This is a genomic window from Scytonema sp. HK-05 (assembly GCF_963872035.1).
In the GTDB taxonomy this organism is placed as follows: domain Bacteria; phylum Cyanobacteriota; class Cyanobacteriia; order Cyanobacteriales; family Nostocaceae; genus Kalymmatonema.
This window is the reverse complement of sequence record NZ_CAWMYC010000092.1, coordinates 111,933-135,364: the sequence shown is the minus strand read 5'-3', so window position 1 is coordinate 135,364 and position 23,432 is coordinate 111,933. Positions and strand designations below refer to the sequence as shown.

Sequence of the window (23,432 nt, the reverse complement as noted above, 5' to 3'; positions counted from 1 at the left end):
GCCTTTGGATATGATGTATTTGTATGGGTAGGTGGGCTTGTAAAGGAAAGTGGAAAACAAAGAAGATGGGGAGGGAGATAAAACAGAGGCGGGTGTAGGGCAAGAAAATTAACGACTAATAACTCGTGATTAATATCTATGTTTCAGCCACTAGGATTTGAGCAACGCTCGCTCATTACCTCTTTAGGTAAAGTAACGTATTATACTAATGAGGCATCACCCTGGCAAGACCAGAATACTGGGAGTACAGATAAGGAAACACTGGTATTTCTGCACGGCTTTGGTGGTGGCTCTTCCGCATATGAGTGGTCAAAAGTTTATCCAGGGTTCGCCGCCGAGTATCGGATCATCGCACCGGACTTGATAGGTTGGGGTAGATCCGACCATCCTGCACGAAATTACAGAGTTGAAGATTATCTGACGAATATTCGCGAGCTTTTGCAACAAACTTGCAATCAGCCAGTCACAGTCATTGCTTCTTCCCTGACAGCAGCGTTGGTCATCAGAGTGGCGATCGCCCATCCCGAATTATTTAAATCCCTGATTCTCAGTGCGCCTGCTGGACTCTCCGATTTTGGTGAGGATGACTCCAAGAACTTTTTTGCCCAGATTATCAGCATTCCCGTTCTTGACAGATTGCTGTACAGCACGGGAATCGCCACAAAAGAAGGTATTCGCAGCTTTTTAGAGCAAAGGCAATTTGCCCAACCTCCTCGAGTGTATGAGGAAATTGTCAATGCTTACCTAGAGTCAGCACAGCAGCCCAATGCAGAATACGCCGCGCTATCTTTTGTACGTAGCGACTTATCCTTTGATTTGTCGCTATATATTCAACAACTGACAACTCCTACTGCAATTATCTGGGGTCAAAAGTCCCAACTTACACGTGCAGAAATTGGTCGTCGTCTTGCGCAATTGAATCCGCAAGCCATCCGTATTTTTCAGTTGTTAGATGATGTGGGATTGACACCCCAATTGGAACTCCCAGCTGTGACTATTGGTTTAATCAGAAGATTTTTGCCAATGCTTTAGTTCGTGATTTGGTAGGTGTAGAACCTACGCATTAACTAATGATTTTCCCTTGCAGCGCAAAAAAGGTATCCAGGCGGTGTCTTTGCGTGTTTTGTTCAGCTTTTCCCTCGGTGCAAATAGCGTGAAGCTAAGCGGCGCAAGAAGCGATAGCTCCTTCTGACAACATTCAGGACAAAGTAAGGCACCCGTAGCCGAAGCGGGGAGAGCAAGGGTCGGTACAGCCAGTAGTAGGCTCTCTTCAGGTCATTCCACTTTGAGCAGGTCTCCTGATGTAGGAAGTCCGAGACGTCTACGACGAGTCCTCTGCCTTGCAGCATCATCACATTGCGACCGTGGACGTCATGCGGGTGGAGACCGCGCTGACGGGCATAGTCTAGAGCAGAGTCGATATCCCGTATAACCTGCTTTGGTATCCGCAGACCACGGTGCATACAGTCGTAGAGAGTCACTCCATGCAGCCGCTTTAGGACTAAGAAGCCATCTCCTGCATACAGACATTCAGAGAAGGCAGGGTGGGAACCCAGGCGGCGATAGACTTCCACCTCCTCAAAAAAGCCAGGGCGTCCGGGCGCGTAAATCTTTACCACCAGGTTTGGGTAGTCAGGGTGATAGACCACCGCAGCGTAGTTCCCCCTGCCAAGAAGCTGCCAAGGTTTGGGGACATGGCGGACTTCCACGGGATTGTGGGGATGGACGCTCTCAATTTGTAACCTAGGAAGTAGCTCTTGGTGGACACTTTCAATTAGCCGATTCATGTCTGCTCCATCGATACTCGGTTCCGGCTACTACAAATGAGATGGAATTTTTCCATATACTACCGCTCATAGAAACCTGTACAAAGCTACCCAAGAGTAGACAATGCTAGATAACTACGTTTGTAATCTTAGTCCAAAGTCCTAAAACTACAGGGATAAACGGCAATCCCACTATCCCATCCATAAAGTTTGGGATTACTTTACGAGCTATATTCAGGCTTCCATTGGTATCAGCATTAATTATTTTACCAGTGTTCGTTTTGTATAGACCACGTTTGACACGCTTACCACTAAATACAGGTTCATTAAAAGAGTTTCTAACCCTAAAAAGAGGTATTACAACGACTTGTAGAAAATTGGGAAAAATTCGGTTATTTTACGTGAATTACTTGCTATAACTATTTAAAACTGATAAGTTAGGCTATCTTACTACCTAAAACGCAAGCTGGCGCATAGATATGCTACTTACTGCCTACCCTGTGTCAACTTATAACCACCTGCTGTCACTTCGATCTGACCTTGTTTCCATCCTTGATAAATTGGCGTTTTACTACCTTGAGCATTTTGATAGACTGCGTAGTGATTTTGCCAGTCGTGAAGACTTCCATTACGCCAAACTTTTGGTAATCCTTGTTGATATTGAAGCTTCACTTTTCCCGACACACCTTGGTACTCAACGATACCATCTTTGATCTGACTTAGGTTGAGGCGGGATTTTGCCAGCACAGATTGTTGAAACTGATTCCAATCGCCGTGGGTTTCGTTTTCAGCTATTTCTAGAGCAAATCCGCTTTCGGTTCCACCATTGCCTACAGCAGTTAAGATATGGTCATCGGGATATTTCTCGCGAATTTTCTCAGTGGCTGCGGTGTTAACTCCCTCAATTTTCAGATTGATTGGCGTTAGTGCTAACCATGTCTTTTCGTAACGGATGAAAGTCACGCCAAAATTTATTTCTATCTTGGCAGACTTGGGCAAAAAAAATTGGAATGGTACCTTAGGTTGGTTGTTCAGCCAAATAACCAAATTGCGGTACTGAGCTATGTTATCTCCACCTACAGACGAGGACGAAATTTTAGTAGGGTCTGTTCCCGTTGCGGCTATAAAATAATCGACGCCACGTTGAGAATTGTATGTCATCATTTTAAAGCCGTTCCAGTCTCCACCAGAACCTTGAGCTAAGGTACCGAGTTGGAAGGTGTTACCAAAATAGAGAGTTTCGTAAAACTCTGGTGCAGCGTCCCCCCCAGGTTTCCAGTTCTCATATGTTGGTTTGGAATTGAGGAGTTCTACTGGCTTTTGGAATTGCTTGCGTGCTAAGGCGACTACTGCGGATGGTGGACGATAGCTGCTGGTTATAAGGTGTACCGAGTCGGGGGAAGGTTGGGGGTCTGTTAGGGGTGAATCACCAAAATACAGTCCTAATTCATGGGTGGCGAGGGAACACCAAACACAGTTCCCCCCACTATAATCGCGTTTGGAAGGACCACCAAATCCTCCCCGCCAATATTTCAGCGCGCCGGAAGTCAAGAACCAATCCAATGCAGATTTAGCAACAGATTTCACTTCTGGGTCTTTAGCGAAATCATAAAGATTGACGTAGCTTGTGAGGGCGTGTCCTAGGTAGTTTTCCGAATCCCATTCACCTTGTCCAATGTTGTAGAGAGTGCGGACATTTCTTATGATGCGTTCTTTGTAAAGTTTGCGTGTTGCTTCGTTTCCTGTTTCTTCGGCAAATAAATAGACAGCGACTTCGCGCATGGCTTTTAGGTTATCAGTATTGCGACAGTCTACCCAACTATCGCAGTTATCTGTGGAGTTTGCCCAAAACTGTTGACGGTTAGGAAAGCGGCGCGTCAGCGGATCGACCTCTGTCCAAATTTGCATTGCTTGTTTCATCCGCTGACGATATGCTGGGTCAAGATATTTGCCAAAATAAAAGTATTTGCGGACTTGACCTTTGAGGGTAAAGCCAGAGTAGAAGTCAATTCCCAAGGTGTGAAGGTGACTTTTCGCGTCAGCATCTTCAGATTGTAGGAAAGAGATTGCCTTTTGTTGATTTCCTGCAAGAAAATCAATCATTGCCTTGGGGTAGGATTTTTTTTCGCTCTCAAAAGCAGTATTTCCGTAATTGCTTGCTGCGAGTTTTTTAACGACTTCCTTTGATCGCAACTGAAACTCTGTTTCCATTTGCTGTGTCCACTGATTTTCTGCCTTCACATGGGTGCAGGCAAGAAGAAGACACATTAAGCACAAGGTAAAGGCTTTGAGGGCAAAATGATTCATAGCCAACAATTATATTAAACTATGTTTTTTTGAAAATTTTTTCATACTCAAAAAATAGCCTCCTATTTCAGGAGGCTTTCATCACCTTTTCTCTACAGACATGAGATGCTACTTGTCTTGCAATCTCAGATCAATGACAGTAGCGTTAAAGTTGTAGTTAAAGCCGTCTAACTCAATTGGCATTCCGATTTTTACTTTACTGTTACCTAGAACTGGTCCCTGGTCAGTGAGTTTTGCTTTGCCTGCTAAAGTTAAACGTAAATCTTTGCTAAAATTATTTGTTCTGTTTGGTTCTGGCAATTCTTTAATTGAACCATCAGGTTGAGGAACTAATACGGTTCTGGGTAGCTCTTCCACAGATTTAATTTCAATTTGACCGTGGGGTTGATTGCGGATAATAACGTTAGTTTTACCGCCTTTTGCAAACCCCCGCGTGTATAACTGTTGAGTGTCGAGTATGTTTAATCCCCGTACTATTAAGTCTACCTCGATAGGTACTGTTTGACTACCGACTTGGGCAACGGAACCGGAACCGCCAGGGAAGATAAAGATGCCTAAGATGACCAACACAATGACCAGTGCGGCACCTAAATCGAGGATGTTAATTTTACCGAATAAACGACCTTTGGAATCTAAAATAGCCATAAAAAGTCTTTCCAGATAAGAGCAAAGTCACTGATTGTAGGAGTATAGTAAGCGTGAAAAGTGTCATACCTACTTCTATTAGGCAATATAACCAGCTAGGCGTTGAGGTTATGCGACAGTTTATCACAACTTCCTAATTTTGGACGGACTTTTTGCTGTTTTAAGTTGCTGTCGCCCTTGAAAATATGCTCTATCTTGGCAACAACTTTAGAATGCAACTTATAGGGCTATGAATCCGTCCCATAGTTTTAGATTCCCCCAAACCTCTTTCCAAACCGGATTTATGATCAATACGAAACGTTTTTCTATAAATCCCCGTTTTTTTCGACGTCCTTGGTTTTATCCGTTAATTTCCATAGTTGTTGCCTTATGTTTGTGCTTAATTACACCAATAACAGCTAGAGCTATTGATGCTGAACGGTTATTGCCTCTCATTTTCCAGGGAGTCCAAGCCATTCAGTTGTCTAATATATCACCTCGGCAAGAGGTTGATATTGGCAAGCAGATTAATCAGCAGTTGGTGAGTAGTCAAGTTCGGCTTTACCGCAATTCCGCAGTTAATGATTATGTAACACAAGTTGGTCGGCGTCTAGCAGCCAATAGCGATCGCCCCGACCTTCCCTATACCTTCCAAGTTGTTGATGATGACAGTATCAACGCTTTTGCCACTTTAGGAGGCTTTGTGTATATCCATACAGGTTTGCTGAAAACTGCAGAAAATGAAGCGGAATTAGCGAGTGTTATCGGTCATGAAATTGGTCACATTGGCGGGAAGCACTTAGTAAGGCAGATGCGGCAAAAAGCAGTTGCAAGTGGTTTGGCATCTGCAGCTGGGTTAGACCGCAATCAAGCTGTGGGGATTGGTGTAGACTTAGCCCTTAACCGTCCTCGCAGTCGTGAAGATGAATTTGATGCCGATAAAAGAGGATTAAGAACTCTAACACGTTCTGGTTATGCTCAATCGGGGATGGTATCTTTCATGCAAAAGCTACTTAAAAAGAGTTCTGGTACTCCCTCATTTTTAAGTACCCACCCTGCAACAGGCGATCGCATTAAAGCTTTGCAAACTGCTATCAACGCCCAACCTAGTAGTGGAAGTACTGGTTTGGATAATGCTAATTATCAAGCAAACATCAAAGCATTGCTCAGGTAGTCTAACCACTAACCACTTATCCACGTCGCCTGTTGCAGCGTTCAGCCTCAACTCTGGCTGGATCGACAATTGTCACCGCTTCTTCTAAAGCCAAGGTGCGGAGACTATTATTATGGACATTGACTTGATAAACCAGTTGATTTGTAACATCAAGCCCCGTCAACCAGCCACTTCGGGGATGATAAGCGCCTGTATCGATGTCCAGCCACCCTTGTCCTTGTGCCAGTTTACCAGGATTTACACCAGGGAGGGTAAAGGTAATCGTGTGACCGACGATAATCAGCTTATTGGGCAGATAGGGTTTTTCCATGCTGTGAAATTTGTCGCGCACCCAGCAAAGCTGTTCAGCAGTTTGTTCTATCATCGGAATTGAGGGATCAACACCAGCATGAGCCAACAAAATATCTCCCAAATCGAGATATGTAGGCAAACTCTTAAACCATTCCACATGGTCATGGGGTATTGTGGCTTGTTGGTAACTGGCTACCGTTGCTTGCCCTCCACTATACAACCATGCTTGTACCATTGAGGTGGGAACTTGTCCGTTGGTAAGAATGTTCAATAACATCTGCTCATGATTGCCCAACAGACACTGATAGCAATTTTCCTTGACAAAATTCACTACATATGCACTTTTTGGTCCGCGATCAATTAAGTCTCCAAGAAAATAGACTTGATCGTCTGATGTGGGGGCTATTGCCTCCAACAATGTCATTAAACCTTCATAGTGACCATGTACGTCCCCAATTATAATTCGGCGGTAGCTAGTTGCGCTCATCAGCTCTGTGGTTCAATAACTTTGCCTAATACTTGTGCTACAGTGTGGAATCAACTGATTTCGTAAATGTCGGTAAAAAAAGCTCAAAAGTATAAATTTCATATAATTAAGGCTAATTGAAATAAGTGTAAACAACAATCCTCCTCTAGTCGCAGTATGTAAAGCAATAAGATTTCATTTAATTTTTAGATACAAAAAATAATTTTTTAAACTGTAGTTTTTCCTCAAACTTTTACATCAGTATTTTCACTGGAGATGTTGTCTGATTGTAAGAATTTAAAAATTAAAAATTAACCAAAGGAAATTAAGACTCAACAAAACATTTTTATAAAAGAGGAAAGTACCGTATAAAGTTTTCAGCGGACTGACCTACAATACACGCAGATACTTTATCAGGAACTTGGAGTTTGCCGTGTCTTTCCAGTTTAGCCCTGAAGTCAGTTCGCGCATTTGCAATCATTTCAACAACCTCGCCCTGAAAGGGACGAGGATTGTCCGAACCAATTGGGACAACGTAAGCGTTGAATAGCCCATTGAGACTCAACTTGGTACAGACTTCCGAATACTTCCCTAGTTCGGATTCACTCTAAGCCTGATTGGTTCAGGCGTTGGGTTAAGCCAAGACATTCTAGTTGAGTTGGGCGAAGGGACTCTCAACAAGTCATTGGGTTATACCACTGAATGCGAATTCCAGTTGTCGATTCTAACCGTCAGCCACTCATGCCCACTACACCAGCACGGGCAAGGAAGTGGATTCAATCGGGTAAAGCTGTTAAACGCTGGTCGGATTGCGGTCAATTTTACGTGCAACTGACTATTGTGCCATCAGGCTACGCCACCCAGGATATTGTTATTGGGATTGACCCTGGTAAAAAATATTCAGGGATTGGCGTTGTATCCGCCAAGTTCACGCTCTATACGGCTCACCTGGTTTTGCCATTTCAAACAGTGCGCGACCGGATGGACAATCGCCGATTAATGCGGCGAGGGCGTAGAGGAAGACGAATCAATCGCAAGATTGAGTTTTCCAAACGCGCTCACCGTCAGAAACGGTTTGCAAATCGTCGGCAAGGCAAGCTTGCGCCTTCGATTCGTGCTAACCGTCAGCTAGAACTCAGAATTGTATCCGAACTGTGCAAAATCTACCCAGTCATAGAAATCAGGTACGAATACGTTCGAGCAGATGTAGATAAAAGCAGCGGGCGCAAAAAAGCAAGAAGTGGTAAAGGTTTCTCGCCTGTGATGGTTGGTCAAGTTTGGATGCTGAAGCAGTTAGGGCAGTTTGCGCCCGTAGTTAAAATCGAGGGTTATCAAACTTCTCTTACTCGCAGCCATCTTGGATTGACCAAAAATAAGGTAGATAAGTCAAAGGCAGAGTTTAACACTCACGCAGTAGACAGCGTTGCTATTGCGGCAACGAGCTTTGTTGAGTATCGCAAATACCACACAGCCAATATGGACGGGGCAAATTGGTTTGGCTCGGTTACTATCACCCCCGCTTCGTTCTTCGTTATTCGTCGTCCTCCCTACAGCCGCCGTCAACTACATTTGATGGTTCCAGCTAGGGGTGGAGTCCGGCGCAAATATGGAGGCTCTACAACACGTCATGGCTTGCGAAAAGGTGACTTAGTTAATTCCCCGAAAGGAATCGGCTTCGTCAGTGGTGATACCGAAAAACAAATATCTGTCAGCGATGCTAACTGGAAACGGTTAGGGCAGATAGCGTCTAGCAAAGTAACTTTAATTCGGCGTTCTACTGGTTTAATTGTTGCTTGTTAGTTTATAAAAAGCCGTCCTACGCTTCGCTGAAGGACGGGGTTTCAGACCCAATTTTTCTGATGAACGAGGATCATGCAGACGCGGTGCTTCTTTACGCTCAAGCTTTTGGCAGTTTAGCCAACGCAACAGCAGCAGAAATGGTGTCTATTGATGCTTAAGGTATGAATTTAGACGCACAGATGAACGGGGAAGTTGTACCAGTACGCATACAGTTTGACCATGTTTTAGCAGATGCGGAAGATGCCCATCATACCTTGATTGCAATGGTGAAGCAGGTGCGGGCTAAGACAAAGTGAGACCTTTTGGTAAAGCCAATCTTTGCTTTTGTTCAATGTTTTGTCACTATATCTCCTCACGTAACAACCAAAAGCCGGTGTAAGTCATCCCAGAATCATCGGGTTGCACTAACAAAAAATGAAGTCCCCGGCTTTGGTGCTTCCGCTGTTCATAGGTTTTAGCAGCAGCTGCCACTTCTTTATCTTCAAATGTGGCAACAATCCATCTGTCAACTAAGCTAGCTTCTAACACCAAACCATCAGGCGCACCGGCAATGTAATTGACTGCTACGGGATGGGCTTGTTGCAGCCACCGTGCCAAACGCATTGATAGCCTTCCACCATAAATGACTACACCGGGGACAGGTATCGTTGATGCTAAACCAAAATTGATGGGTAGGAGATATTCTGGCATTTCAAGAATTGGAATGGGGCGATCGCCAAATACCTCTACCACATCACCAGCAGTCAGTGAAGCAAAACGCCATTCTTCTCCCCAAAGATTTTCTGGTAATGGCATTGGGGGTGGTTTGTCCAAGGAAATTGGATATTGCTTTTCTTGCAACCACTGTTTTAATGCCAAAGTGCGGCGAGTTGGTTCCACAGAAATGCCTAAACTGCGTCCAGCTTGTTCTATTAAACTCAAAGACTGAGGACGAAACACCTGAATGACATTTGGCAGTTTTTCTCCAGCTGCTTGCTGAAGTTGAGAAGCAACCCAACTAGAACTTGCTTGCGACTGCGGACAAGTTGCCTGATACTCAAAGCTGCGAGTTGCGTCACAAATCAACAACTCCCACATAACTTGTCCAGATGCTTCTGTCTGCGGACGACGATAAAAATCAGCTTGCCAAATTTGCATAGGACTTATAGCGCGGGAACTCTATTAAATGTGGCGTAAATTTCCGATTCATGTTTCATCACCTTAATAGATATTGCTTAAGAAAGGCGTTCACTTCCGTCGCGCATAACCCGATATGAACTGTCTTTCCTGCTTTTCTGAGAATGTCCAATCCTTGACCATTATTACGCTTGTCTGGATCAACTATAGATACATATATCTGATGAATACGAGGATCTTCGGCGATCGCTAAAGCACATGCAGGTGTCCGTCCATGAAAAGAACAAGGTTCAAGAGTTACGTACATTTTCAAGCAGTCGAAAGCTTTGCCTTGAATTTGGTTAAGCGCATCAGCCTCAGCATGATGTGTTCCTGGCTCCCGCGTGTATCCGGATGCTACTATCTCAAGAGCATCTACGATGACACAGCCTACTGGCGGGTTCGGCAAACATTGGGGCAAAGCTTTTCGACTTGTAGCTAAAGCTGCCAGCATAAACATTTCATCATTTTTTTTGGAATTAGACATCATGCTAATCTGTTGAGTTTCGCGGAATAGAGGCGCGGCGGCTTTGCACCCCTACTCCCACAAAATATCACCTACACCTGTCCAAAAGCTGTTTCGTTAAGTAATTCCTGAATTTTAAGCGGACTTAGTTGTTCTACGTTGCTCAAAACTATAGATGCTCCTGCGGCTAGCAATGTCTCCGCATATGCATCAGCACGCGCTGCTGTTTCCTGTACATGAGGAGGTAAAATACCTACACCGATCCAAGCCCGAGAAGGTTGCCCCAAACGCGCTTTCTCTACTGTGTACATATCAGCTACTGTATCTCCTGCATACATAACTGGCGTTAATTTGTCAAGGGTTTTACTGTGGGAATCCAACAAGCGAACAGTAGCAAAAAGTCCAGTCGGCTCTGGTTTACCTGGTGCATCTTCCATTGCGATTAATACTGGGGACTTCAAGCCAAGACGCTTTTCCAAAACATAAGTCGCAGAAGCGCGAGTCGCACCGCTAAAAAATCCCCAAGGAATCTCAGCTTTTGTCAGTTCCTCTAAGTAGCTAGGATGTAGCAATAAGGGTTCATTGCAGATATATCCCGTCCAATTTTGGGGGTCTGGTCCTCGATAACGCGATTGAAAAAAGGCGACAATGGCGTTGTAGTCGAGTTGCAATTGCTCGCGAGAGTAGGATTGAGTTTCAAAATAGCGGTAAATCAATTCTTGGGATGCTTCCCAATCATTATTCCAAGTGCCTTCAGACTTGAGCTGGTCTATGTCGAGTGGTGTTGGGCGATACGCTCCCTGTGTAAAATGCTCTACAGTATCTGCGATCGCTCGTCGATAAGAACCACCGACATCGCGCACAACGCCGTCAATATCGAAAACAACTATCGCTTTTGTTGAGGGTTGTTCGGTCATAAAACGCGTAGATTTGAGATTTTTAGATTTTAGATTGGGAAATGGAAAGAAAATTCAAAATTTAAAAACACTCAAAACCTAATTTCTATTTGGTAAGCAGCTAGGTATTGCGTTAAAATAGGCGATCGCATACGTTAGTGACTGTTGCCTGGATACTCCAGGGGAGGTGTGATTGTCCAAGTTTATTTTGAAAATACTGTGGTTAGACGAAAACGTCGCTTTGGCAGTGGATCAAGTCGTAGGCAAAGGCACAAGTCCTTTGACTAAGTACTTTTTCTGGCCAAGGAATGACGCTTGGGAAGAGTTAAAAAAGGAGCTAGAGTCAAAACACTGGATTACTGAACTGGATCGGGTGGAATTGCTGAATAAAGCAACAGAAGTGATTAACTACTGGCAAGAAGAAGGCAGAAACCGCCCGATGGCTGAAGCTCAGTTAAGATTTCCGGAAGTTGGCTTTACAGGTAGCGCTTAAAGCTGCATAATGAACTCCCCTACTGTTGAACAAGCTCCCAGAGTTTGATAGTTTTATCCCTGCTGCCACTAGCAATCACTTGTGCATCAGGGCTAATAGCAACGGTAGACACTGAGTCTACATGACCAGAGAGAGTACCAACTTCTTGTTTTGTGCTGACGCTCCAAAATTTGACTATCTTGTCTCTACTTCCACTAATTAGTGTTTCTCCATCGGCACTGAAAGCCAGTGTGACCACCGACCAGGAATGGCCTAAAAGAGTGCTAATGACCTGACCAGTGTTTACCTCCCACAATTTAATAGTGTTATCATCGCTGCCAGTCGCTAAAAGATTACCATTGGGACTGAAGGCGATCGCTAAAACCGCCCATGCATGACCTGAAAGGATACCTAAAAAGGTGTAGTGTGGGCGGTTTTTAAATTCTCCCTTTGACCACAAGCGAATAGTTCTGTCAAAACTAGCACTAGCCAGAAGCTGACCGTCAGGACTAAACGCCACTGCACTCACCTGTAATTGGTGTCCAGTCAGCGTACAAATCTCTTCTCCAGTCTTGACATTCCACAGTTTGACAGTTTTATCCCAGCTACCACTAGCTAGTAGCTCACCATCTGGGCTAAAAGCAACTGATTTTACTCCATGAGCGTGTCCAAAGAGGGTGCGGATTTCCTCCAATGTGTTGAGGTTCCATAATTTGATAGTTTTATCATCGCTAGCCGTTGCCAGAATTTTTCCATCCGGACTAAAGGCTACAGATTTCACCGCTTGGCAATGTCCGGCAAAGGTATATGCTTGTTTTTTGCTGTTTAAATCCCACAATTTAATAGTTTTGTTGTCATGACCACTAGCTAAAATATTGCCGTCGGGGTGAATGGCAATTGAATTCACACTACTCAACATACCGAGATGACTAGTCAAGGTATGTGAGCATTGCCAGAGGAGGCGGGAAGGTGGAGTAATAGAGTGATCAACTGATGGGCAGTGGATACCCATAGCTTGCATGACTTCATCAGCAGATTCAAAGCGTTGGGTAAAGTCTTTTTGCACAAGCTTGTCAAGAATTTTACCCAAGCCTTCACTGACCTTTGTCGTAAGATACTGTCGCCAAACCCAGCAATCATCAGCAATATCAAATAAATCAAAAGGAGGAATTTGGGTAAGTAAGTAAATACAAGTTACACCTAAGCTGTAAAGGTCACTACCAACTACGAGGTTACCCTTAGCTTGTTCTGGAGCAGCATATTCTGCGCTACCGATAAGACTGTCACTTGTTAGGTCAATTGATGTCACAGTTCTAGCAGCGCCAAAATCAACCAAAACCAGATCCTTCCCTATGAAATTAGAAGGGGATTTAAGAATAATATTTTCCGGTTTTATATCGCAGTGGATAAGGTTGTGAGCGTGGACATACTTGAGAACTGGCAACAAATTCTCTAAAAGTTGCCAAATCTGAGTTTCACTGAAGGCTCCCTCCTTCTCCACCAAGGTAGCCAAGTTCGTGCCTTCAATAAACTCCTGCACTAAATATAAGTGGTGATTTTCCTCAAAGTGCGCCAGTAAAGCGGGAATTTGTGGATGCTTGCCTAATTCCTCTAGACGCTGTGCTTTTTGCTCAAAAGTTTCAAGTTTTTGGTTTTGCAGCCCAAATTGTTGAACGACACAAGGAATTGCGGGGGATTGTCCCTCATCCACAGCAACGAAGGTTTTGCCAAATCCCCCTTGACCAGTCTGTTTAAGTAAACGGTAACGTTCTTTTATCAGCAAAATTTTTGAGGAGATAATTAGGTTATGATGACCTTCCAACAATTACAAATCGGCGACTACTTTCGGATACCTGGTATAACTGCTGAGTGCGTGTACAGAAAAGCAAGCAGTTCACATTGCAGTCTCAACGCTTTACTACAGCCAATTCGACCTGCAACAACAGTTATACCGCTCAGTTCTGCAGAAATTACTCATTATTTTGTAACAAAGCAACAACTCCTTAAAAGTCTTAAGAAATAATTGAGGGTTAGAAGTAGTTTGTAGTAAGCGCTTACTACGAAGCCCTCAAATCAAAATTGACAGGCTACTAGTGTAGAGACGTGAAATTTTGCGTCTCTACAGCGTCTTTGCGCGAGCTTATGATTTGTCCTACTTACCGACGTTTCCATCCAGGGGAAAATCAACCACTACAGGCTGATGACCATTTGACGGAGGAGTTGGTTGTGGTTTTGGCTGCAAAGGTATTATTGTTTCACCTGGCTTGGCAGTTTGATTCCATAAAATCATCGACAGTAGCCCATCTACCAAACCGTTAGTACTGCCGTTATTTCCACCAACTAGTACATCTGGGATGAGACGGACTTTGCCATCACCAATAATCTGCATCATCTGCATTGCCGTATAACCTTGCTCTCCCAAAGCTTCCACACCAGCGCCATAGGCTTCTGCTTTTGCGTTACCTGTGGCGCGGATCGCTTCTGCTTCTGCAAGCCCTTTCAGACGCACAGAGTCCGCTTCACCACCAGCTCTTAACCGCACAGACTCAGATTCTGCTGTCGCTCTTAAGCGGATAGCCTCAGCTTCACCCGTCATTTCTTTAATTTTGGCATTCGCCTTGAGTTCGGCAATTTTCACACCTTGCTCTGACTTCACCGTTTCTTGCTGGATGTCAGCCTTTGCCTTAAGTTCGGCAATCTTCACACCTTGCTCTGACTGCACCATATCTTGTTGGATCTCAGCCAAAGCCGTTTCCCGGACAAGTTGTTGGCGTTGCGTTTGCGCCAGTTGCTGAACTTCAAACGTTTTGCGTTGCTCTTCAGCAATTTTCCGGTCTGTCTGCGTTTGCATTAATGTTGCAGGCGGCTGAATATCACCGATGAGGGTGTCAATCGCTTGCACGTCATAAGCTCGTATCGCTGTTTTAATAAACTCAGCAGCTTCAGTTTGCCGCTCACTTCGAGCGCTGAGGAAGTCTAGTACTGTATAATCTTGAGCGGAGTTGCGGAAATAGTTGCCAATGGTCGGTTCTAACACATGGTCAACTAAATTCTGCATCGAACCAACACGGGAAATCACCTTTGGAGCATCCAAAGCGCCCACATGAATAATTTGCGCTACTTCCAAATCAAAAGCAAACCCGTCTCTAGAACGTACTGTTAGGGAAGCGAGTTTAGCATCATAGCTATGGCGTTCGGTGCGACCTGACCAGTTTAATACGATGTTGGTCGTCGGCACTAGTTCTATTTTCATAATCCGAGTGTTGAGCGGGTGCTTACCTGGATACAGTGGTTCCACCCAGACGCCTTTGTGTCCAGTATTCACCAAATTACCGTGGGTGAAAGCTGCACCGCTGACATCTTCGTGTGCCTTACCTACAAAAGAAATCACTACGCCCACATAGCCAATGGGAATTTCCGTCATCGGCACTTGCTCAACTTGGACAAACCAAGGGTTCAGGTTCCAAGAACCAGAAAGCAGAATCTGCTCTTGCAAACCCCGTCGTCCACCGCCATCAATGAATTTTTGCCCATTCTGGAAGTTGTTGTGTCCGTTAATTATTGGACCTGCAAGTTCACCAGGGGGAATTGGCAGACCGTCCAGAGTCGTGATGATACCAACTTTATCAGAAGCAACGGTGTAGACGCGCAACTGTTCAGGACTCATGCCATGCTGACTGGCATTTCCCGCCATGATCACCTTAAATAGGGCAGTGTTGATGCGGTAAGTACCTGCTGTTAAAAAGCCCATTTGACGACCTTTTTCCCCACCTTGAGTTAGGAATTTGCGGGCATCTTGGAAATTATCGCAATCTACGATTTTACCCAGGATACGCTCTGGAGGATTGGATGCGCCATCTGCCGCTACAAGCAGGGCGATTTCACCTTGGGGAACAACAACGACTGGTTCTTTGCGAACAGAGTACTGCCAAGGCAAATAGCCCCAGTGCCAGCCAGGAGCAAGAGTATCAGCCTGTAAGCCTGCTTCACCGTTCAGGGCAATGAGTCCTCCAGCTGGCAGTCCGCGTCCAGAAATGGCAAATTTTTTGACGACAATTCCAACTTCACGTTCGCCAATCACGACGAGTCCCCCAAAGACTAGGGGGACAAAGATAACTAAACCGCCAACAACAACAATGGGGATGATTCCCCAAGGCGACACTGGTATGAGTTGACTGTTAGTAGTGCTAGTTGGGATTTGGGCAACTGTTGGTTTTGTCTCACCTAACTGAGTTGATGCGGAGGTGATTTCTTGTGCAGTAGTTGTTTTTATGGGAGTCGCACTGGCAGAATGAATGCTACCAGCCAGCGCCAAGGTTGCTACAGCAGATGCTGCGAAACGAAATATCTTATTATGTTTACGCGCACCAAGGAAGTATTGAAAGCCTTTCATTTTTTGTGCCCCTCTGGGCAACTAATGATCTAAGGTAAGACTTCCTTGTGGCTCTGATTCATTTCCTAAACTTACCCTAATAGTTTATAAAACTTAATACTTTTTTTTAATTATTTTAAATTAATAGGGTGAGCATTGCCCACCCTACTCTTAAGCTGCCTCGTCTTTGCTTTGAAACTTAGACCAAACCGCCAGCAGCTTGAAAACGGGCGCGAGCGCGTTTGTAAGCCTGAGTTGCTTGAATTTGTGCTTGTCTGTCGTCTGGTTTTACCTGATTTAAACGGGTTTCTGCTTCGTTATAAGCAGCACGGGCTTCGTCTAGGTTAATTTTGTCACCACGCTCAGCACCGTTTACCAGAATTGTGACTTCATCTTGTTCGACTTCGGCAAAGCCACCTGACAAAGCGATCGCCACCCAATCCTGATTTTTACTAGGACGTACTCGCATAACACCCGTATCCAGGGCACTTAATAGTGGTGCGTGTCCGCTGAGAATACCAAGCTGACCAGTCGTGCTGGGCAAAACGACTTCTTCAGCCGCAGCATCCCACACTGTTTTATCTGGGGAAATTACACGAACAGTTAATGTCATTTGTCTTTTGTCACTTGTCCTGTGTCATTTGTCCTGTGTCATTTGCCATTTATCCTTAGTCCTTTGGATAAGAACTAAGGACTAAGGACTAAGGACTAATGACTAACCTTTGAGTTTTTCGGCTTTGGCGATCGCTTCGTTAATATCGCCAACCAAGTAGAAAGCCTGCTCTGGCAGATCATCCAACTCACCAGCTAAAATCTTCTGGAAGCCTTTGATAGTATCTTCCAGCTTCACATACTTACCAGGAGAGCCGGTAAATACTTCTGCCACAAAGAACGGCTGAGACAGGAAACGCTCAACTTTACGCGCACGCGCCACAATCAGACGGTCTTCTTCAGACAGTTCATCCAAACCGAGAATGGCGATGATGTCCTGAAGTTCCTTGTACCGCTGGAGAGTCGATTGTACAGCACGAGCGGTGTTGTAGTGTTCGTCGCCAACAATGTTGGGTTGCAACATGGTAGAAGTCGAACCGAGGGGATCAACCGCCGGATAAATTCCCTTAGCTGCCAAACCGCGAGACAGCACCGTTGTTCCATCCAAGTGAGCGAAGGTGGTAGCGGGTGCGGGGTCGGTCAAGTCATCAGCAGGTACGTACACCGCTTGAATCGAGGTAATTGATCCTTCGTTGGTGGAGGTGATGCGCTCTTGCAATGCACCTACGTCGGTTCCCAATGTAGGCTGATATCCTACCGCAGAAGGCATCCGTCCCAACAGAGCTGACACTTCTGAACCTGCTTGCACAAACCGGAAGATGTTGTCAACAAACAGGAGCACGTCCTGCTTGTTCACATCGCGGAAGTACTCTGCTATTGTCAACCCCGACAAACCAACCCGCATTCTCGCTCCGGGTGGTTCGTTCATTTGACCGTAGACTAGGGCAATCTTCGACTCGTTGAGGTTGTCTTTATTGATCACCCCAGATTCAATCATTTCGTTGTAGAGGTCATTGCCTTCACGGGTGCGTTCACCCACTCCAGCGAACACCGACACTCCACCATGTTGTGTGGCGATGTTGTTAATCAACTCCATCATAATGACGGTCTTGCCTACACCAGCACCGCCAAATAGACCTATTTTACCACCGCGCCGATAGGGAGTTAGCAGGTCAACAACTTTAATCCCGGTTTCAAACACGGAGGGTTTGGTTTCCAATTCCGTGAATTTGGGAGGATCGCGGTGGATGGGCAATCTTTCTTCTGAATTGACAGGTCCTCTATTGTCTACCGGTTCGCCGAGGACGTTGAAAATCCGACCCAGCGTGGCTTTACCAACAGGCACACTGATGGCAGCGCCAGTATCAACGACTTCCAGACCACGCACTAAGCCATCAGTGGAACTCATGGCAACAGTTCGTACTTGGTTGTCACCTAGCAGCTGCTGTACTTCGGTAGTAACTGAGATGTGTTGTCCGGCTTCGTTAGTGCCTGTGATGGTCAAAGCGTTGTAGATTTGTGGCATTTTCCCGTTCGGGAATTTCACATCTACAACCGGACCAATAACTTGAGTAATGTAACCAACGTTTGTTTTTTCTGCAGTGGTGACCATGCTGAGCCTTAATGATTGAAGCTATATTTCAAATAAGGTCAAGAGAGACATAAGATGAACGCCATGTCATCTTCAAGAGTAGCACTGAACGATCCCCTCTATTACGCTTAAATTTCTCCTTAAGATTGAGGCTATCGATTGGTAAGCAGGTTATACTCTTTTACTCCTCGCCTGTGCGATCGCATCAAACAACTCGGCGACTGTGTCAATTTAGAACTTAACTCACTCCCCACTCCCGATTTTCACGCGTAGATGCTCCCCTTTGGGCATATGCCAATACCCAAACTGACTGCTCTTTGGGCGATTGCGCAAAGCGCACCTGGAGGAGGCGATCGCCCGAATGCGGGCATCGAAGTGCGATCGCTCACAACTAAAGCCATGAGAATAGCGGATGACAAGAACTATCAACGTGTTTGCGTCATTTCAGCCGCTCTTTTCAAGATAGCAACAAATTTTTTTTCAGTATACGCTTCACAATTGGGGCAAATTTGGCTTGTTTCTATGTGGTCAACTTTAGCGAAGTAAACTTGGCGTTTCCAACATACGTATATCAGAATGTTGATGAACTGATCAAATCCACCATCTCAAGCGTGTTTACCCAACATTCCTTTAGGCGTGACTTGGAAGTCGATATCTTAAACCAACAGCATATGAGAACCGCTATAGCAATCCTAAATCAGTTTGTATCGAATTATCAAAAATAATAGCGCCTCCCTAACTACAGAGAAGCGCTATATTTATCGTTAAATTCAGGGATCAATAATACCTAAATACTTCCCTGAAGTTTCTTATAAATTGATTATGATTTCATTTCTCAGACAGCACCCCTACGGGTTAAGAGGTTCCATAAGAAAACAGCAACAATTGCACCAAGAACGGCTACAGCAATACCGGGAATGCTGAGAGTAGGAGCCGCCAAGCTCAAGGTACCTGTGGTAAAGAAGACGCCCAAACTACCGCCGACAAAAGCCCCAATAATTCCTAACAAGATTGTTCCTAAAATTCCACCGCCTTGATGACCGGGGTAGATAGCTTTAGCAATAGCACCAGCTAAAAGACCTAATACAACCCAAGCAAGAATGTTCATTTTTTTAGATTGAGTGAATCTTTTTGTTTGATAGTTACAGGTTAACAATTCAAATCTTGGTATCCAATCTGCCAACAGAACTATTTATGAATGACCTAGAGGAATACTGGAATACCTACTTGTCCTAGGGCATATGCCTTAATCCAGATAGATAATAGATTAAGAAAAAGCTCCTAGTTAAGTCTCATACTAGGGGCTTATCAATTCATTATTGCTTGGTAATTGCAGTATATGCATTTTTCATGAGATGTAGCCTCTACTTGAGGAATAAAGCTAAGGTTTAAACTGAGCTTTTTCTTAATAAGAAGATAAGAAGAAGAGTGCGACACCAGAAGAATGAAATGGTGAAGCCGAGTGAGTCTATATATAAGCGTCATCTCCTCAATAAGTTGAGCCATATAGAGCTAGAACCCGTTATCTAGCAATGAAAAGTATTTCTGTTGGGCATCAGCCAAAAAATTTGGCATCACAACACCTAGCTACCAAATATGACTTTTTATCACAGTTTTTCAAGCTCGCCGTCTTCAGCACGGGGTGGTATGTTATCATCGTAGATGAGAATGAATTCGGTGATAGTGTTGACAGGCTTTTTCGTTTTAGTCTTGACAGGCTTGTCTCCGAAATGTAAATCTCTACACATTTATGATTTTGGAGACAATGTATGTCACTTTATGTAGGTAACCTCTCTTATGAAGTTACACAAGATGATCTGAATGCTGTTTTTGCAGAATATGGTTCTGTAAAGCGAGTTCAGCTTCCTACTGACCGGGAAACAGGTCGGGCACGCGGCTTTGGTTTTGTGGAAATGGGTACAGATGCTGAAGAATCAGCAGCCATTGAAGCTCTTGATGGGGCAGAGTGGATGGGTCGTGATTTGAAAGTAAATAAGGCAAGACCCAGGGAAGATAAAGGTTCGTTTAACGGGGGGAACCGAGGAAATTACACCGGCGGACGTAACCGCTACTAAGCTTCATAAATAGAACTCTTTTAGCTTTGAAATGCCACAAGCAAAAGCTAAAAGAGCAAAATAGTCTTTTATGGACTTTGCCCCCGACTTCATTCGGGGGCTTTTCGTTGCTTTTTGAGGGTAGTTAGCGAAATAAAAATTATAATATATAGCGGTTTTCAATTGGGTGCAATACATCAAAGAATTAAGGAACGGCAGATGGACAAACCATTGCACGCAGATGACCTGTACTTCATCCGGATACACCTATATATAGCAGCAATATTGGCGTCAGAAGTCAGAATATGGCCTCCCTTGCCCGCTGCTTTGTACGCCTAGCGGGGGCGCTTTGCGCTTACAGGAGTAAAAGAGTCTCTATATCTAACTTTGAGGCTTCCACTTGTTGCTAATTGATGTATTTTAGGTAGAAAATACCTTGACAATAGAATTTGAAATTTGATAATATCACAACCCTAATTTATATGTTATGATAAATAGGGATAGCAATTGTTGCGTAAGTGAAATTTAGCAATATATTTTTCCTTGGGTTGTGTACAGGGCAATTCAAAGCGGGATAACCTGCTGATAATAGTAAGGAAAAACAGCTATTTAGTGACTTATGTAGATAAGCAAGTGTGCTGAATGCAGCGCAAGCTTCGCCGATTCCTTAATGAGGTTAAGTAGTCCTTGAAAATTAAAGCGTTGGATATCCAGGTTGGCGATCGCATCGTTGCGTATTGCAACAACAGAATGCAGATCTGCACTGTGAAAGAGATCATAGACCCTGGTCAGATAAATATCACATTATCAGTATTTACTGCTGAGCATTATCGCAAATCAGTCTCACGCGTAGTCCGGTTCCAGGGGGACGCTTTGGTTAATTTGGCAAGCTAATCAACCAGACATGATATAAAAAGTGCTTTCTAAAATAGATACATATGTGGGGCAGCAACTATAGGTAGTTGCTGCCCCAAAGATACTATTCGCTATTCTCCTTTGTTTATTTACGCAGGAATCAAGACTGTATCAATAATGTGGATCACACCATTATCAGCAGCAACATCCGGCGTTGCGACATTGGCATCATTTATCTTGACGCCATTGGAAGCGTCAATTTTGACTTCCGTTCCTTCAACTGTTTTAGCTGACTTCAGCTTAACCACGTCAGCCGCGAGGACTTTGCCTGAAACAACATGATACGTCAGGATTTTGGTCAGCTTTGGAATGTCCTGAAGCAATGCGTCTACCGTGCCTGCTGGAAGCTTAGCAAAAGCATCATCAGTAGGTGCAAATACGGTGAATGGACCAGCGCCTTTAAGAGTATCTACCAGACCAGCAGCTTTGACCGCAGCAACTAGGGTACTGAAAGAACCAGCATTAACGGCAGTATCAACAATGTCAGCCATGTGTTTTACCTAGTTTTGTGTAGTCTGTTAACAAGTATAAACTACTTTCTCAGAAAAGATACAGAAAACTGGTAGGTTTTTAGGAGATTTTATTGCATTCTTGACGACGTGAATTTATGGGAAATACGTAGCGTCTCGTATTGCTTACTGACGATCAGGTGTGTTGCCGATATCAATTTGAACGCAACTTGGTATAACTAATTGAAAACTGCTGTAATGATAATCAAGGGTGGCAGGTCAATCCTTGCGAGTTTGTAATTCCTCGTAGTCCTGTGGTGTATCGATATCAATGGCACCTGCGGCAAAGGGGACAGGAAACACCTCATGAGAGTATTTCTTGATGACTTGTTTTGCTCCTGATGTAGCTTGTAAATTCATCAGGTCTGAAAAAAACTTGCGGCTAAAAAGAGCGGGTACACCCAATGTTCCGGCATATTCAGAAGCAATAATTCCCTGACCTGTAGAATGGTAAGCAGCGACAAGTTGATTGATAACATCAGATGAAACGAATGGCTGGTCACAAAGTGTCAGCACGACTCCCTCAATTTCTTCACTAGCAGCGTTTAGTGCTGTCATACCAACTTGAATTGAAGCACCCATCCCCTCGTGCCACTGTGGGTTTTCTACCACCATAACCGGAAGCTGGTTAACCTCTTGGCGCATTTTTTCTGCATAAGCTCCCAGGACAACTACAATTGGCTTACAAACTGAGGCAATTGCAACTTCTACAGTTTGACGCAGGAAGCTACGCCCTTCAAAGTGTAGTAATTGTTTAGGTGTACCCATGCGAGTTGATGCGCCAGCCGCAAGCACGATCGCTCCAATTGCTGAGGCAGCATTTTCTACCTGTCGCGGGTTTATCATATACTGATGCGTTGCTGAGTGGACTGGATTGCTTGAACATCTAGTTCATCAATGCGATGATGAATCGGTCCAATTCTATCTCTCAACAACCCACCAGCACGTTTGGTAAGGACAGCCTGAATCTCAGCAACAATAGAAAGCGCAATTTCTACTGGTGTATCAGCCCCAATGTCAATACCAACCGGAGCGTATAATCGGCTAAGCTGTTCTTGAGTGTAGACCATTCCCTCTGCGTGCAAATCTTCAAGTAATTCTACGGTTCTGCGTTTTGGACCAAGCACACCAATGTAGCGTACCGCAGATGGCAGCAACATTTTGAGGAGTTCTCTGTCGTGGAAGTAGTTATGTGTCATCACAATCGCTACTGTGCTATCTTCTAGCAATATATGTTTATAAGCAGCTTCTGCACTCGTGAGAATCAAGCTATCAGCATAAGGAAATTTTTCTTGGGTGAGATAGGTAGGTCGATGGTCTACGACAGTGACGTGCCAACCTAGCTCTTTAGCAAAGTGTAGAACAGGGATAGCGTCTTGACCTGCCCCAAAAATGAGTAGTGGTGTTGGCGGTTGGATGAATTCTATCAAAACTTCTGCACGACCTGTTGCTAACTGGTAAGTTTGAACTTTTGACTTTTGCTGTTGCAAGGTAGCTTGAGCATCCGCAATCACAGCTTCGGTTAAAATAGAGTCTGCAATTTCATTGGTAATATTTTTATCTGGGTAAAGCATCAGGTGATTTCCCACCTTTGCCTGAAGTTGACCTTCTACACAGAAAACTGTTGCCAAAACTCCTGAATGTCTGTTAATGAGACACTCGCTGATAAATGTTAATTGTTTATCCAAACGCTCAATGAGAACATGAACTGCGCCATTGCAACCCAGCCCAAGTGCCCAGATAATTTCCTCTGCAACTTCTGGGTCATATTTCACCAAAGTTGGTTCACCTGAAGCCATGACCTGTTTGGCGTGTTCAAAAACGTCACTTTCCAGACAACCGCCACTAATAGAACCTGTCATGCAACCATCTTGAGTCATGAGCATTCTAGCACCAGGTCGTCGGTAAGTAGAACCTTTGACCTTGACTACTGTGGCAAGACCTGCAATTTGACCACGACTTTTGAGGGCAAGGAAGTCGGTAACAATATCTTGTAATTCTTTCATGTTTTTAGGAGATTGA

The 23,432-nt window shown here is 44.4% G+C and carries 22 protein-coding genes and 1 pseudogene; 7 read left to right on the top strand and 16 right to left on the bottom strand.

All coding sequences use genetic code 11. The features are described 5' to 3' along the window. The first annotated feature begins 138 nt into the window (after positions 1–138). Positions 139–1,032: an alpha/beta fold hydrolase gene (locus AACT52_RS12770; RefSeq protein WP_073626604.1), complete on the top strand. Its 894-nt coding sequence runs from the start codon at positions 139–141 to the stop codon at positions 1,030–1,032. Positions 1,033–1,127: 95 nt separating this feature from the next. On the opposite strand, the gene AACT52_RS12765 is transcribed toward AACT52_RS12770, so the two are convergent. The 3 genes from AACT52_RS12765 to AACT52_RS12750 form a co-directional block, all read right to left on the bottom strand. Then, positions 1,128–1,787, bottom strand: a complete 660-nt coding sequence (locus AACT52_RS12765; RefSeq protein ID WP_096549353.1) for a serine/threonine protein kinase — start codon at positions 1,785–1,787, stop codon at positions 1,128–1,130. 465 nt (positions 1,788–2,252) lie between these two features. Further along, the gene (locus tag AACT52_RS12755; protein ID WP_073626793.1) at positions 2,253–3,977 is read right to left on the bottom strand and encodes a hypothetical protein; all 1,725 of its coding nucleotides are present in this window, start codon (positions 3,975–3,977) and stop codon (positions 2,253–2,255) included. A 204-nt stretch (positions 3,978–4,181) separates the two neighbouring features. After that, on the bottom strand, positions 4,182–4,718 hold the full coding sequence (locus tag AACT52_RS12750; protein ID WP_073626600.1) for a DUF4330 domain-containing protein: 537 nt from the start codon (positions 4,716–4,718) through the stop codon (positions 4,182–4,184). A 283-nt stretch (positions 4,719–5,001) separates the two neighbouring features. Here AACT52_RS12750 and AACT52_RS12745 point away from each other — a divergent pair, with 283 nt between their 5' ends. Then, a complete protein-coding gene (locus AACT52_RS12745; RefSeq protein ID WP_073626791.1) occupies positions 5,002–5,871 on the top strand; it encodes a M48 family metallopeptidase in 870 nt (289 codons plus the stop codon). 16 nt (positions 5,872–5,887) lie between these two features. Here AACT52_RS12745 and AACT52_RS12740 read toward each other — a convergent pair whose 3' ends face one another. Then, entirely contained in the window at positions 5,888–6,649 is a 762-nt protein-coding gene (locus tag AACT52_RS12740) for a metallophosphoesterase family protein (RefSeq protein WP_073626598.1), read from the bottom strand. A 681-nt stretch (positions 6,650–7,330) separates the two neighbouring features. Between AACT52_RS12740 and AACT52_RS12735 the strand changes: the two genes are divergently transcribed. After that, on the top strand, positions 7,331–8,428 hold the full coding sequence (locus tag AACT52_RS12735; RefSeq protein WP_073626594.1) for an RRXRR domain-containing protein: 1,098 nt from the start codon (positions 7,331–7,333) through the stop codon (positions 8,426–8,428). Positions 8,429–8,487: 59 nt separating this feature from the next. After that, positions 8,488–8,724: pseudogene (locus tag AACT52_RS12730) on the top strand (DUF2470 domain-containing protein). Positions 8,725–8,770: 46 nt separating this feature from the next. On the opposite strand, the gene AACT52_RS12725 reads toward AACT52_RS12730, so the two are convergent. From AACT52_RS12725 to AACT52_RS12715, 3 genes are all read right to left on the bottom strand, one after another. Further along, positions 8,771–9,565, bottom strand: a complete 795-nt coding sequence (locus AACT52_RS12725; protein WP_073626592.1) for a Tab2/Atab2 family RNA-binding protein — start codon at positions 9,563–9,565, stop codon at positions 8,771–8,773. A gap of 58 nt (positions 9,566–9,623) precedes the next feature. Further along, complete coding sequence (locus tag AACT52_RS12720) at positions 9,624–10,073, bottom strand: bifunctional diaminohydroxyphosphoribosylaminopyrimidine deaminase/5-amino-6-(5-phosphoribosylamino)uracil reductase RibD (RefSeq protein ID WP_233153760.1); 450 nt, start codon at positions 10,071–10,073, stop codon at positions 9,624–9,626. A gap of 68 nt (positions 10,074–10,141) precedes the next feature. Continuing rightward, positions 10,142–10,966: a TIGR01548 family HAD-type hydrolase gene (locus AACT52_RS12715; protein ID WP_073626590.1), complete on the bottom strand. Its 825-nt coding sequence runs from the start codon at positions 10,964–10,966 to the stop codon at positions 10,142–10,144. 172 nt (positions 10,967–11,138) lie between these two features. On the opposite strand from AACT52_RS12715, the gene AACT52_RS12710 reads away from it, so the two are divergent. Next, on the top strand, positions 11,139–11,438 hold the full coding sequence (locus AACT52_RS12710; protein ID WP_041040380.1) for a 30S ribosomal protein PSRP-3: 300 nt from the start codon (positions 11,139–11,141) through the stop codon (positions 11,436–11,438). Positions 11,439–11,457: 19 nt separating this feature from the next. Here the strand turns inward: AACT52_RS12710 and AACT52_RS12705 are convergent, their stop codons facing one another. Then, entirely contained in the window at positions 11,458–13,200 is a 1,743-nt protein-coding gene (locus AACT52_RS12705) for a serine/threonine-protein kinase (RefSeq protein WP_073626588.1), read from the bottom strand. Between the two features lie 24 nt (positions 13,201–13,224). On the opposite strand from AACT52_RS12705, the gene AACT52_RS12700 reads away from it, so the two are divergent. Next, the gene (locus AACT52_RS12700) at positions 13,225–13,440 is read left to right on the top strand and encodes a hypothetical protein (RefSeq protein ID WP_073626586.1); all 216 of its coding nucleotides are present in this window, start codon (positions 13,225–13,227) and stop codon (positions 13,438–13,440) included. A gap of 129 nt (positions 13,441–13,569) precedes the next feature. On the opposite strand, the gene AACT52_RS12695 is transcribed toward AACT52_RS12700, so the two are convergent. The 5 genes from AACT52_RS12695 to AACT52_RS12675 form a co-directional block, all read right to left on the bottom strand. Continuing rightward, positions 13,570–15,810 (bottom strand): SPFH domain-containing protein, encoded by a 2,241-nt coding sequence (locus tag AACT52_RS12695; RefSeq protein ID WP_073626584.1) that lies wholly within the window; start codon positions 15,808–15,810, stop codon positions 13,570–13,572. Positions 15,811–15,988: 178 nt separating this feature from the next. Beyond that, positions 15,989–16,402, bottom strand: coding sequence for an ATP synthase F1 subunit epsilon (gene atpC, locus AACT52_RS12690; RefSeq protein ID WP_073626582.1), 414 nt, complete (start codon positions 16,400–16,402; stop codon positions 15,989–15,991). 102 nt (positions 16,403–16,504) lie between these two features. Then, positions 16,505–17,953, bottom strand: a complete 1,449-nt coding sequence (gene atpD, locus AACT52_RS12685; RefSeq protein WP_073626580.1) for a F0F1 ATP synthase subunit beta — start codon at positions 17,951–17,953, stop codon at positions 16,505–16,507. A 404-nt stretch (positions 17,954–18,357) separates the two neighbouring features. Then, positions 18,358–18,504, bottom strand: coding sequence for a hypothetical protein (locus tag AACT52_RS41350; protein WP_233153774.1), 147 nt, complete (start codon positions 18,502–18,504; stop codon positions 18,358–18,360). A gap of 263 nt (positions 18,505–18,767) precedes the next feature. Further along, positions 18,768–19,040: a GlsB/YeaQ/YmgE family stress response membrane protein gene (locus AACT52_RS12675; RefSeq protein WP_073626578.1), complete on the bottom strand. Its 273-nt coding sequence runs from the start codon at positions 19,038–19,040 to the stop codon at positions 18,768–18,770. 661 nt (positions 19,041–19,701) lie between these two features. Here AACT52_RS12675 and AACT52_RS12670 point away from each other — a divergent pair. Further along, entirely contained in the window at positions 19,702–20,007 is a 306-nt protein-coding gene (locus AACT52_RS12670) for an RNA recognition motif domain-containing protein (RefSeq protein WP_073626573.1), read from the top strand. 983 nt (positions 20,008–20,990) lie between these two features. Here AACT52_RS12670 and AACT52_RS12665 read toward each other — a convergent pair. From AACT52_RS12665 to AACT52_RS12655, 3 genes are all read right to left on the bottom strand, one after another. Then, entirely contained in the window at positions 20,991–21,392 is a 402-nt protein-coding gene (locus AACT52_RS12665; protein ID WP_073626569.1) for a fasciclin domain-containing protein, read from the bottom strand. 237 nt (positions 21,393–21,629) lie between these two features. After that, complete coding sequence (locus AACT52_RS12660) at positions 21,630–22,256, bottom strand: nucleotidyltransferase family protein (protein WP_073626567.1); 627 nt, start codon at positions 22,254–22,256, stop codon at positions 21,630–21,632. Beyond that, complete coding sequence (locus tag AACT52_RS12655; RefSeq protein ID WP_073626565.1) at positions 22,253–23,416, bottom strand: XdhC family protein; 1,164 nt, start codon at positions 23,414–23,416, stop codon at positions 22,253–22,255. The genes AACT52_RS12660 and AACT52_RS12655 overlap by 4 nt, the downstream gene beginning before the upstream one ends. Positions 23,417–23,432: the final 16 nt, after the last annotated feature.

Bases quoted from the DNA above. Each gene is read 5' to 3' on its own strand.
- atpD (WP_073626580.1), bottom strand. From the start codon at position 17,953: ATGGTCACCACTGCAGAAAAAACAAACGTTGGTTACATTACTCAAGTT.
- AACT52_RS12745 (WP_073626791.1), top strand. From the start codon at position 5,002: ATGATCAATACGAAACGTTTTTCTATAAATCCCCGTTTTTTTCGACGT.
- AACT52_RS12655 (WP_073626565.1), bottom strand. From the start codon at position 23,416: ATGAAAGAATTACAAGATATTGTTACCGACTTCCTTGCCCTCAAAAGT.
- AACT52_RS12770 (WP_073626604.1), top strand. From the start codon at position 139: ATGTTTCAGCCACTAGGATTTGAGCAACGCTCGCTCATTACCTCTTTA.
- AACT52_RS12750 (WP_073626600.1), bottom strand. From the start codon at position 4,718: ATGGCTATTTTAGATTCCAAAGGTCGTTTATTCGGTAAAATTAACATC.
- AACT52_RS12675 (WP_073626578.1), bottom strand. From the start codon at position 19,040: ATGAACATTCTTGCTTGGGTTGTATTAGGTCTTTTAGCTGGTGCTATT.
- AACT52_RS12765 (WP_096549353.1), bottom strand. From the start codon at position 1,787: ATGAATCGGCTAATTGAAAGTGTCCACCAAGAGCTACTTCCTAGGTTA.
- AACT52_RS12755 (WP_073626793.1), bottom strand. From the start codon at position 3,977: ATGGAAACAGAGTTTCAGTTGCGATCAAAGGAAGTCGTTAAAAAACTC.
- AACT52_RS12695 (WP_073626584.1), bottom strand. From the start codon at position 15,810: ATGAAAGGCTTTCAATACTTCCTTGGTGCGCGTAAACATAATAAGATA.
- AACT52_RS12725 (WP_073626592.1), bottom strand. From the start codon at position 9,565: ATGCAAATTTGGCAAGCTGATTTTTATCGTCGTCCGCAGACAGAAGCA.
- AACT52_RS12715 (WP_073626590.1), bottom strand. From the start codon at position 10,966: ATGACCGAACAACCCTCAACAAAAGCGATAGTTGTTTTCGATATTGAC.
- AACT52_RS12660 (WP_073626567.1), bottom strand. From the start codon at position 22,256: ATGATAAACCCGCGACAGGTAGAAAATGCTGCCTCAGCAATTGGAGCG.
- AACT52_RS12700 (WP_073626586.1), top strand. From the start codon at position 13,225: ATGATGACCTTCCAACAATTACAAATCGGCGACTACTTTCGGATACCT.
- atpC (WP_073626582.1), bottom strand. From the start codon at position 16,402: ATGACATTAACTGTTCGTGTAATTTCCCCAGATAAAACAGTGTGGGAT.
- AACT52_RS12670 (WP_073626573.1), top strand. From the start codon at position 19,702: ATGTCACTTTATGTAGGTAACCTCTCTTATGAAGTTACACAAGATGAT.
- AACT52_RS12720 (WP_233153760.1), bottom strand. From the start codon at position 10,073: ATGATGTCTAATTCCAAAAAAAATGATGAAATGTTTATGCTGGCAGCT.
- AACT52_RS12735 (WP_073626594.1), top strand. From the start codon at position 7,331: ATGCGAATTCCAGTTGTCGATTCTAACCGTCAGCCACTCATGCCCACT.
- AACT52_RS12665 (WP_073626569.1), bottom strand. From the start codon at position 21,392: ATGGCTGACATTGTTGATACTGCCGTTAATGCTGGTTCTTTCAGTACC.
- AACT52_RS12740 (WP_073626598.1), bottom strand. From the start codon at position 6,649: ATGAGCGCAACTAGCTACCGCCGAATTATAATTGGGGACGTACATGGT.